The organism is Streptococcus sp. 339 (assembly GCF_013277285.1).
Lineage (GTDB): Bacteria > Bacillota > Bacilli > Lactobacillales > Streptococcaceae > Streptococcus > Streptococcus pseudopneumoniae.
Window position 1 is genome coordinate 1 of the sequence record NZ_VMMR01000022.1, and the last position, 11549, is coordinate 11549.

Sequence of the window (11549 nt, forward strand, 5' to 3'; positions counted from 1 at the left end):
CATAAAGAGCCATTTTCAAACCTTTAACTACTTGACCTTTAGAATCAGTCACTTGAACACCATCTTGATTGATGGTAACAGCTTCTTCTGGGTAATCATCAACGATATAGAACCCTTTGCCAATACTGTCTTTATCTGCTTCAATACCCTTGTATTGACTATAATCTGCCGTTACCGTGTAGTAGTTAACAGAGCCTGCCAAGACCTGTTTCCCATCGATATTCACGCCTGCTTTATTCAGATTCTTCTTGGTTGGTTTCGCAGTAGGAACATTATTGACTACAGTTTCAGTTACATAAGCCGAACCAAAATCAAGCTGATAGGCTGTATTCTCATATTTACCACCTGTTTGACCCAATTCCTTCTTAACAGTCATTGGATTGGTAATGGTCAGAACTTCTCCAGCTTGCACGTAAGTCTTGTAGAACTCCTCTGGATTCTCCGCCTCGAATACTTGAATCGCTCCTTTCGGAGTGAAATTCCTAGACTTCAGGGCTTCTTGGACACCTGATGGTGCCTTAGCTAGACTTTCATAAAGAGCCATTTTCAAACCTTTAACTACTTGACCTTTAGAATCAGTCACTTGAACACCATCTTGATTGATGGTAACAGCTTCTTCTGGGTAATCATCAACGATATAGAACCCTTTGCCAATACGGTCTTTATCTGCTTCAATACCCTTGTATTGACTATAATCTGCCGTTACCGTGTAGTAGTTGACAGAGCCTGCCAAGACCTGTTTCCCATCGATATTCACGCCTGCTTTATTCAGATTCTTCTTGGTTGGTTTAACAGTAGGAACATTATTTACAACTGTATCTGTTTGATAACCGTTACCAAAATCAACTTGATAAGCTGTATTCTCAAATGATTTCCCTGTATTTCGCAGTTCTTCCTTAGTTAGCATTGGATCAATAATTGTAACCGATTTTCCTGATTTAATATACTGGTTAAAATAGGCTTCTGGATCATCCACTAAAAATACTTGGAAAGCACCCTTGGGCTTAATTTCAGAACTAGCAAGAAAAGCTTTTACCTTATCATTATCAACGGCATCTATAGAATCATACTGATACACTGAGATACCAGCAACTTCTTGTCCTTCGCTGTCAATATAACGAATATCCGATTGATTAATCGTAACAGCCTCTTCTGGGTAATCATCAATTGCTCCAAATCCTTTTAAAATAGTAGATGGATCTGCCTTCATCCCCTTATATTGATCATAATCCAAGGTAATATGGTAGTAATTTGTCGAACCAACTAGAACTGGTTTACCATCAATGATAACTTTATCCTTATTGTAATTATGTTTAAGAGGTTGAATGAAATTATTATTCGGATTGTCCGGATCATTCGGTTTACCAGGTGTTGATACCTTAACAATATTTGAATAAGATTCAAACTCATTGTTTAAGTTCAAATGGAAGTTATTCTTATAGGTTGCACCATCATTTGTTACTGTGCCATAAACCTTAAGAACTGGAGTTTTATATGCTTTACTTAAATCAGTATTTACTTTCACTAAACCTTCAGCTTTAAGTAAACCTTTCAACTGATGCTTATCTTTATCATAGGTTACAGTAAAGTCTTGGTTTTGATCTACAGTTTTTGCTAAATCTAAACGATACCCTTGAGGTAGGTTATCTGTTAGTTCGTAAATTGTAGTTTCTTTTCTGTTTGCTGCAAGAGGTTTAGTTTCCAAATCCCAAACAACTTCTGATAACTTAGGTACTGACGAATTATTTACATCTGTACCTGCAGAGTTCTTAACTAACTTTTCTACAGTAGGCGTAGTTCTCAAGCGAGTGTAAGTAACTTGAACTTCTCTTGGTGCAACCTCATTTGGAACAGGCTTTAAGTCTGGTGTAGGAGGTTCACTCGGAGTAGGAACGTGAGGTGTATCTGGTTCATCTTTTGGTGAGGCTAATAAAGGTTTCTCCGTAGGAGGTATCAATGGAGTCTTATCCTTCTCCTTATATTCAGGTTTTAAAGGTCTTGGTTTTGTAGGCTCGCTTTCTTTAAGTGGTGGTTTGGGCTCACCTAGTTGATTAATGACAGAGCGACCGCCCCAAAGTTGGAATGCGTAACCTGACCTAAAGATTTCATAATCTGATTCTGCTGGTTTACCGTGTGATCTATTATCATCATTCCAATAAGTACGATAAGCATCAGACTGAGCTTTAGAGTAAGGTGTTAATGACTTATCTACATTAGCTAGGTAAGTTAAATGATGAGTTGTACCTTTACCAACACTAAGAATAGAACCGACAGGAACTTCACGCTCATCATCTACGTCAACGTAGAAAGGGTCACCATCCTCCCAACGATTTAGACCTGAAATATCGATATAACTGTGAACACCGTTTGTCTTTTTACCCGCCCAGAACTTCTCTCCTCGAACGGTTACTTCTTTTACCCTAGAATCTTTAGGATTTACTACTACACCTGTTTGATTGTTATCATAAGTATAGCGAATACCTTGGTTGTAGTCAAGGTCAGTGTAGAAGTTAATTAAACCTAATTTCATAGGTTGTTTAGTAGATTCATCAAAGAAGTTGATATCCCACTCTACATTTAAATAGTTATTTGGGTTAAACCCTACGTTGGAGACAGGTCCTGCTTCTCCATTTTTGTACCACCAAACCCATAAAGAAGTGTATACATCGTTATTTCCATCCAACTTATGTTCTTGAACTGGAGTGGAACGAGAAGTAAAGGTCGCTGAAATCTTTTTACCTGACTTTGTAGTACCTACATTATGTAAAGTAAACTGTGAACCTTTTTGGATTCCTTTAATAAGTTTACCCCCATACTTTCTGAAACCGTCAGTTGTATGAGCTGTATCCTCAACTAAGTTATTATCCAAAGTCATTGTTGTATCTTTAGTTGCCCCCAAAGCACCATCTACAACTTCCAAATCTTTATCTTCGTCAAAGATGGCAGCCAATTTAGAGTAGTATGCAAGAGAACCACGTTTAGACTCGTCAAACTCACCGTAGATTGTAACCCCATTTGTACGACCTTGGACTCGTTGTGTTTGTAACTCTGCCAATTTTCGTTTATATTCTTCTAAGTCCTTTTCATACTTAGCTAATCGCTCTTTGTATTTTGCTGAGCCAGCATCAGACTTACCTTTTTCAATAGTCCACTTGTTTAAAGCTTCTTCGTAAGTTTTCTTAACGTCCGCATTTTCCTTATCAATATCAGCGTCTTTCTTAGCTTTATCTGCTAAAGCTTTCTCATAATTAGTTTTAGCAAGAGCATTTTCTTGCTTGATACGCTCATTCTCTTTTGCTACACGCTCTCTCTCAGCTTTTAAACGCTCATTCTTTTCTTGATTTTCTTTATCAATCTGTGCGTTTTTAGCAGTAGCATCTGCTAAGTCTTTATCATACTGAGCTTTAGCTTTGTCATAAGAGTCTTGTTTTTCCTTGTTCTCAGTAGTAATCGTTTTAATCTCTTCTTTACGAGTTTCTACTTCCTTTTTATACTTCTCAGACTCGTCTACAATAGTGATTGCTTGCTTGTCATAACTAGACTCAATTTCAGCAGTTTTCTTAGCTAACTCATCAGAATTAGTCACCAAACCACCATCAACTTCAGTTTCTTTTACAATTAAACCTGCTTCTTTTGCAGCAGATACCGCAGATTCTACTTTTTCTCTACCCACAGTAATTTCAACAGAACCTGTTGATTTTTCTGCACTACCTTGGTCTTTTGTAGAATCCACCGTTGGAGAGTCTTGTAAACTTTTCGCATTTGTAGCAGGATTTGGATTTACTCGTTCATCTGCTCTAACTGGACTAGTCATCAAACCTAAGGCAGCTAGACCAAGAATTACTCCACACGTTCCCCATCGTCTTGTTTTTCGGATTGATCCGAATGCTCTTGTTTCATTATTGAATTTCATGATTTCTCCTTTAACTTTTAATATAGTATTCAATATTATTCGCGTTCGATATAATTTGAAGGAGCCCTCGCCCTAAAATATATAATTTCCATTTCTTTCTCCAACAAAAAAGTCACCAAGAAACCTTGATGACTTTACTTAATTTAATTTTCCTTAGATTCTCGTTTGATTTTCAACAAACTTAAAAGTGAAATAGTTACCATCCCCAAGAACCAAAGACTAGATGATTTTTCCCCCGTCTTAGGTAATTCATATCTTGCAGCAGGTGCTTGATAGGCTGGATCTTGGATTTTTGCCACTTGCTCATGCACATACTTCGCAGTCTTACCATTTTGAACTACTGGAGCAGAATGAATTCCATCTTGTTCAATACTTGCTTTTTGAATAGTCAACTCTTTTTGATTCTCAATTTCTTGTTGGGCTTCCAGATAATCATGATAAGCCGACAACAACTCTTTATGAGCCTCTAATACCTTTCTTTGATCTGCTTTCGCAGTTTCTAGTTTTGCTAGCGCTAACTCTAGAATTGATTTCTTTTCTTTCAAAGCTTCTTGAGCAGCTTCAAGATTAGCTTTTGCATTTTCTAAGAGTTGGGGGGCATTCTTCAAAACTTCCACTCGCTCATTTGATGCTTTCAAGGCTTCAGTTGATTCTGAAAGTAAGGCTTGACGACTGAGGACAAGTTCTTTAATTCGAGTAAGTTCACCTTGTTTAGCAAACAATGCCTCTTTCTCAGCAGTCAAAGCTTCATTCAGTGATTTCCATTCAGTTTGTTTTTCAGCTAGTTTATCTTTAGCTAACGCAAGTGCTTCACGTTTGTTTTGTACGTCTGCATTCAACTGTTCCAAAGCCTCTTGCGCTTGTTTGTTTTCTAAACTAGCTTTTTCAAGATTTGCTTCCGCCTTCTTTAACTTATCTTCTGCTTCAGAAGTTTTTAAAGCAATATTCTGAATATCATTACGATTAGTCACTGCATTTTGCGCAGTAACTTCTGCTTGAGTATATTCTGTCTGTTCTTGTGCTTTTCTAGCTTGAGCATCCTTATGATTCGTTTTCGCAGTATAATAAGTATCCTGAGCCTGTGACACAGAATTTCTAGCTTCTTGAATTCTTTCCTGGAGACTAGCTAGATTGTTCTTAGTATCAACTTTGACATTTTGATGGAAACCATTTTTCAGCAAATCAATTGTTTTAGAATCTGTTCCAACATAGTGCATCGCTATCAAACCAAGATCTGTCTTTCGGGTTGCTACACCGATATATTGTAGCGTGACTGACTTACGATCTAGTCCTGCAAAGTTTAAAGCATGGCCCCAATCAGCATGCTTATCATAAAACAGCATCATAATCATGTTGTTGTATGCTTGTTGTTTCAGATCAGCTAATGTTACTACATCATCTGCATTTTGAAAGCCTATGTTTTCAGCAAGCAGACCTTGATTTCCTTGATTCAAACCAACTTCTTTCGCAACTGTGTTCAAAGCGTCTAGGTCATGGCCGTACTGATTAGTAGATAGTTGAGTTGCTTTCTGTGCCACTTTCTGCATATCTCGATTCACTAAAAATGGAATATCATCTGTTCCCATCAATCGACGAAAATCATTAATCAAATGTGCATTGAAAATGGCAAGTTCATCTTGAACTTCAGCAGATAAATGATTGACATCAGCAATCACAGCATTTTTATCTGCTTCACTCTGCTTAAAGGGAGAAGTTGGATTGCCGTAATAAGTCTCACCACCATCTGGAGAGCTAAATCCAGCAGCAATCATTCCTTTCTTAGCAATTTCTTGTAACTTATTTGAATTTTCTTCAGTGGGATTATTGAAGTAAGCCTTTAAAGCTTCTACATAGCCAGCAGGATAAGTGATAGAGGTCGTTGTCAAACTATCCAGGATACTTTGAGCCTTAGATAGATTCTCTTTAGCTACTCGATACAGATTTTCAGCATTAATAGCTTGAATGGTTGCTTGATCTAGCTCCTTCGCTTTCACCAACCTAGTTCCTTCAGTACTCGTTACCTCTGCTTCTGCCTGTTTCAGTTTAGAAGCACGTTGGTCATCCGCTTTTTTAGCAGTCACCAAATCTTGTCGAGCTTGTGATGCAGCTTCTTCACTCATTTCTAAGTTTCGCTTAGTTGCTTCAGCATTGGCAACAATATCTGCAAGTCCAGTTCCATCTAAAATAGCTTGTTTTTCAGCTACACTTTGTTCTGCATTTGTAACTTCTTTTGTTTTGTCAGCAAGTTTTCTAGTAGCTTCTGTAACATTTGTTTCCTGATTAGTAACATTCTTTTCAGCCAGCTTTTGTTGCTCTTTAGAAGTAGATAGTTCTTCTTGAGCTTTCTTCTCAGCAACCTCTTTTACAGAAACATCTTCTTTTGCATCCTGGATATTTTTAGGAGTAGCTTCCTTGACAGCTTTCTCCGCTTGAGTAACAGCTTCTGTAGCTTCTCCAACTACTTTCTCTGCATCGTTTACCTCGTTTTGATTAGATTTTACAATCTCCTCCTGTTTTTTTACAACTGTGTTTGCCTGATCCACATTTGCTTGGGAGATAGCAACATCAGTTTCTGTAACTGTTTTTTGAGTTGCAGTCTTCTGTTGGTTACCTGAATTTGGCTCTAAAGGCTTTACCCCTTCTGCAGTAACTTGCGTCGTTACTCCAACACTTGCGGTTGCAATAACACTAGCCAACATAACTTTCTTAACTTCATTCATGATTTCCATTTGATTTCTCCTTTTCTATAAACAAAAAAGCCAGTTAAAACTGACTTTCTAAGATTATACCCATCTACTTCAAATAATATTACTTATTATAGAATATCTTTCTCAAACTAAACATTTTTTCTAAAATTCGACAATCACCCCATCTTCTCTGAAATGACTATACGTTCTTTCAATTTTAGAAATTATCTTGCTATAATAACTACGAGTCAACTGACCGACACCATACAATTGATAATATAAATCTTCACAACATTTCTTTGATGATACATAGACATCAGCACCATTTTTTACATGAGCATAGATTTTCAAATTCCAGCAGAATCGACTATAGATTCGATTATACTCTTTTATAATCCATTCTTCTGAATATGTCCTTAACCCCTCTTTATAATCATACTCTTCGATTTTAACACACCTCTCTCCCACTAATCAATCTTTTCAACTAAGTCAAGTAAGAATCGTTTCACTTCACTCTTATAAACATACTTAGTCTTATCATCAGCAAAGCGAACAGTTTCTTCATAACTTTTCCCTTTAGTCAACATTGTTACCAATCCATGAGAAAATTGATGGTGACACCCTAGATTATCTAAGTCCTTTGTTGACAAAACTTCTTCACGCTTCACAGTGAATTTTTCATCAACATTAATAAAATCATCTATCGCACAGTTATAATACTTTGCTAGCTTGTAAAGTTTATCAATACCAGGCTCACGTTCTCCACTTTCATAGCGTTTATATGCTTTCTTTTGGATACCTAGATAATTTGCTAAATCATCTTCCGACTTATTATTCTTCTCTCGATATAAACGAAGTCCCATCGACACATTCAACATAGATCCTTTTCCTCTCTACTTTAATGTGATAATCGCAAAGAAAACCACAAACAATACAAATACAAACAGAATTATCAAATGACTAAACATCCAATAAATCAAAAACATAAATAAAATAAGCATAGACAATAGTATTCCAACTCTTACTAAGTAGATCCAAATATCCATCTTTCCTCTTTTCTATTCTCTACTCATATTGTTAGTTTGCATAAAAGAATACTACTTATATTCCCTTGTGAAAACTAACAATACTTTCAATCTTTATCAGGACAAAACCTGAATTATAAAAATCAAATGATTGTTAATTTTGTTTTTTGAGTAAAATTAAAAAGGCTTATATTTCAAAGCCTTTTCTTGTTACTATTTTTTTTGTATGCTCTTATCTTCGCACACTTTCAGCTATATAGCTTACTCCCTTCGCCAAGGTCACAGATTTAAGGATAACTCAATACCCCCTCTTCCTTACCCAAAGGCATTAGCAAGATTTTACTCTTACACACCGACCATACGATAAAGCCTCACTATCTCACTCTAGCTACCTCTTCAAAGTATCATTGACTGCTCCACAGCCGTCAGTTCCCTTTTCTTATCTACTAAGGTGAAAGGACGAAAAACCCAACGTGAACTTTACAAACTCTAAACTCCTTACCAACTCAATTTACTTATGGTATAATAATACCAATTCACCCAAAACAAAATATCGTAAACAGCTTAGTAAGATGGAAACACACTTTGCTGGATTTTTGTTTTCAAAAAAATTAGAAAAGAGAACATTATGGTTGGAATCATTACTAAAACAATATCCATCATTTACAACATTATGAAGTTGTTAGTCCGCCTTTACATTAAATCTTTTGAATACTACCCAAAAATGACAACTTTTTGTACAATCTACGCAATTGTACGTTATCTGTTTTTCCCTTAGTCCTACTAAGAAAAGTCAGCAAAGAGTTTAGAATCTATAAAGTTTTGTAGATACATTTCATGGAATCTAGTTGCTAGATGTGGCTATCAAAATTCTCCGTAGCTTTGATGAGATTGAGAATTACATTGAGTTTGGGAAATCTGAATTCGTCAAACACCTGAATATACAGGTCAAAGCAGATTGGGTTGAGGGACGTAATCCAGGATATAAAGCCGTCAAACTAGTAACCTCAGGGCTAAAACTTGCTATGTAGGTCTAAAATTTCTGAATACAACTAAACTCCATGAAATATATCTACCATCAGACAACTTGACATTTTCCCAAAATTCACGTATAATTAAATTGCTAAATTTTTATATTCGTGTTTGGTCAGTGTCTATCATTGCCTGACACGTTTTTTTATTTAATTTTCAAAGACCAATAACTACTATCGTTAGTTAGAGAAATACCTTATACCTGTTATCACTTTTACAAAAAATCACTCAATCTTTTACTTGAAACAAAACTCATATTTGCAAACTATTGATTATTCTTCTTAAAAATTTTAAATACAGATAAGTTTCACTCTAGCTAGCTTTAATAGCTCTAGCAGTACAACCAACTCACACTTGATTGTACTAAAGAACCATTAAATTAAATAAAGGAATCTATACTATGCCTTATACCGAAAACGAAATCAATGCAAAACTCATTTTTTTAATTGAACCTGAATTCAAGAAAGCTGAAAGATTTGAACAAAAACCGAATCGAACCCTTGCTCTCGGAACAATCGAAGAGTTATTTGGTGAATTTGAGGAAACTGACTTCTTTAAATCATTTCCATATACTACTGATGAATTCGATAAAAAATATTGGAAATTTAAAAATAACTACCTTAGACTTCTTATCGACACTCTAGGAACACCTGATGTCTTTGCAGTTAAAGAATTATTTTACCGTGACCTTACTCTTCTTTTGGAAGAGTTTCAATAACTTCATTAAGTAAATTCTTAGAAATACTGGATAGCTTTTCAGAATATTCTTTATAAGCTTGTCTTAGTTCTTCCAAAACTTCTGCACTAAAACGTTTTAAAAGGTCCTCCTCCTTCATTCCATACCGAAGGTTTAGAACATATGGAAAGTCACGCTCTGCTTCTTTCTCTATTTCTACCACTAATAATGCCACATCTGAACGTTTCAATTCTCTACTCCTCATTTATTTTATGAAAGGTATTGACTTAACAGCTTTTAATCTGTATTATTATAATACAACTTTTTTTCTGTTTTGTCAACAGGTTTTTAAACTTTTTTATGTTTTCTAAAAATTTAAAAGATTTAAGATTGAAAGCCAATCTTACTCAAGTACAAATTGCTCAAGAGTTAGATATTACTCAACAATCCTATCAAAAATGGGAAAGCGGTAAAAGCAAACCAACCCTTAACACCCTTGAAATGTTTTCTGATTTCTTTGATGTTTCTATCGAAGAACTTCTATCTGATGGAACTGCTCGTATCGAATCAATTCTCAACGCCGATAAAATCTCTTACAAGAACCAACTACTACCAGATGAAACCGTTGAACTTATTAAGAAAACTATAAAAGACATATTGTAATCGAAATTAAAATTTTATATCACTTTCGATATATCTATTATATATCGTTTTCGATATATTGTCAACACTTTTTTAAAAAAATTTTTATTTTTTACTTAGAAAGGATTTCTTATGTTTTCTGAACGACTAAAAGAACTAAGAAAAAACACGGGCTACACTCAAAAAGAAATCGCCGAACACATAGGAACTAGTCAACCCTCTTATCAAAATTGGGAAAAAGGTTCACGCAAACCTTCCAGAGAAACCATACAAAAACTAGCCGATTTTTTCAATGTTTCTACTGATTATCTACTAGGTCAAACGGATATTCCAAATTCAACTTTAGAAGCTGACATCGACACAGCTATTGATAACTCAGTCGCTTATGATGGTACACCAATCACAGATAACGACCGTGAAATTATCAAAGACTTCCTAAAAGACTATTTTGCAAACAAAAAATAAGTATGAACCTAAATAAAGTTATAAAAGAGATAGAACAATTAAATTGTAAAGTGATCACTCTTAACAACTTATCAAGTAAAGGTAGATATGTACTTGTAAATAATCAGCACTTTATCTTTCTTCGTTCCGACACAAGCGATATTGAAAAAATAAATGTACTTCTTCATGAAAAACAGCATTTAATCAATGATGATTGTAACAATTCACTTTCTCAAATTGATACTTTTAAAAATCACATTGAAAACAACAGTGAAAAAGGACGAATCCTTGACTTTATGAGTTTAGTGAATAGTGAATATCCAATAGATGAACACTTCAACTATCAAGACTACCTTAAAAATGCTGAAATCCCAGCTAGATATGAAAACTACGTTAAAGAAATAGCTACAAATTTTTATAATGAAAACAAAAAAAATAACATTATCTAAGATAGTGTTATTTTTTATATCTTATTTAATAAATCTTATCTCACGTGATAGTACAAGCTCATCATTCAACGCTAAATTTAGCTCCCCTTTTGTCACTCCAAAAAGAACTTCATATACCTCATAATCATTCAATTCAATATCCTCGCTTATTCCAAAATTTTTTCCTTTTTGTAAAATTTCAGTATAATAGACCTCTGTAAAATCTTTAAACAACGCTCTAAACTTTGCCTTTTCTGTCGTACTAGCAGATTTTTCAAAAGTTACTCTACCCAATTCTAAATCACTATAATTATATTCTCTAGTTTTACTTTCAACATAATATCGACAAGATATAAAAATGATAAATACCAACAGTGGCAAAGTTATCCAAATATAAGCAACAAAGAAATACACTATTGCATATATGACTAAAAGAAATAACAAAAACAAAATCAAATAAAACATAATAATCTCTCTTTCCTAACTATTTCTATATCATCATCTTTAACTTTTATTATCAATCTCCTTAGCTGACCAACAATAATTTTCAAGAATCTTATAATTCCTTTTCCAACTCTCTTATAATTGAATATAGAGATTCTTTCGTTTCAGGAACAGATTTCTTCAATATTCCCTCAACAATTTAAAAATTCAAATTAGAGTAATTATGATAAATAAAATTCCTAAAACCTTTTATCTGAG

10 protein-coding genes are annotated in these 11549 nt (G+C 34.6%); 5 read left to right on the plus strand and 5 right to left on the minus strand.

Annotated elements, in window-relative coordinates; genetic code table 11:
• The 3 genes from HT736_RS02650 to HT736_RS02660 all read right to left on the minus strand — a co-directional run.
• A partial coding sequence (locus tag HT736_RS02650; RefSeq protein ID WP_172930725.1) for an SspB-related isopeptide-forming adhesin occupies positions 1–3913 on the minus strand: 3913 nt, incomplete at its 3' end.
• Between the two features lie 143 nt (positions 3914–4056).
• Positions 4057–6642, minus strand: a complete 2586-nt coding sequence (locus HT736_RS02655; RefSeq protein WP_172930726.1) for an SEC10/PgrA surface exclusion domain-containing protein — start codon at positions 6640–6642, stop codon at positions 4057–4059.
• Positions 6643–7067: 425 nt separating this feature from the next.
• Entirely contained in the window at positions 7068–7478 is a 411-nt protein-coding gene (locus HT736_RS02660) for a helix-turn-helix transcriptional regulator (RefSeq protein WP_172930727.1), read from the minus strand.
• Positions 7479–8482: 1004 nt separating this feature from the next.
• On the opposite strand from HT736_RS02660, the gene HT736_RS02665 reads away from it, so the two are divergent.
• Complete coding sequence (locus HT736_RS02665) at positions 8483–8656, plus strand: hypothetical protein (RefSeq protein WP_166731905.1); 174 nt, start codon at positions 8483–8485, stop codon at positions 8654–8656.
• A gap of 401 nt (positions 8657–9057) precedes the next feature.
• On the plus strand, positions 9058–9375 hold the full coding sequence (locus HT736_RS02670) for a hypothetical protein (protein WP_172930728.1): 318 nt from the start codon (positions 9058–9060) through the stop codon (positions 9373–9375).
• On the opposite strand, the gene HT736_RS02675 is transcribed toward HT736_RS02670, so the two are convergent.
• A complete protein-coding gene (locus HT736_RS02675; RefSeq protein WP_050234550.1) occupies positions 9347–9583 on the minus strand; it encodes a hypothetical protein in 237 nt (78 codons plus the stop codon). The genes HT736_RS02670 and HT736_RS02675 overlap by 29 nt on opposite strands.
• Before the next feature lie 110 nt (positions 9584–9693).
• Here HT736_RS02675 and HT736_RS02680 point away from each other — a divergent pair, with 110 nt between their 5' ends.
• The 3 genes from HT736_RS02680 (at position 9694) to HT736_RS02690 (ending at position 10868) form a co-directional block, all read left to right on the plus strand.
• Entirely contained in the window at positions 9694–9996 is a 303-nt protein-coding gene (locus HT736_RS02680) for a helix-turn-helix transcriptional regulator (protein ID WP_172930729.1), read from the plus strand.
• Positions 9997–10107: 111 nt separating this feature from the next.
• Entirely contained in the window at positions 10108–10440 is a 333-nt protein-coding gene (locus HT736_RS02685) for a helix-turn-helix transcriptional regulator (protein WP_172930730.1), read from the plus strand.
• A gap of 2 nt (positions 10441–10442) precedes the next feature.
• Positions 10443–10868, plus strand: coding sequence for an ImmA/IrrE family metallo-endopeptidase (locus HT736_RS02690; protein WP_172930731.1), 426 nt, complete (start codon positions 10443–10445; stop codon positions 10866–10868).
• A 21-nt stretch (positions 10869–10889) separates the two neighbouring features.
• On the opposite strand, the gene HT736_RS02695 is transcribed toward HT736_RS02690, so the two are convergent.
• Positions 10890–11312: a hypothetical protein gene (locus HT736_RS02695; RefSeq protein WP_050207428.1), complete on the minus strand. Its 423-nt coding sequence runs from the start codon at positions 11310–11312 to the stop codon at positions 10890–10892.
• Positions 11313–11549 lie beyond the last annotated feature (237 nt).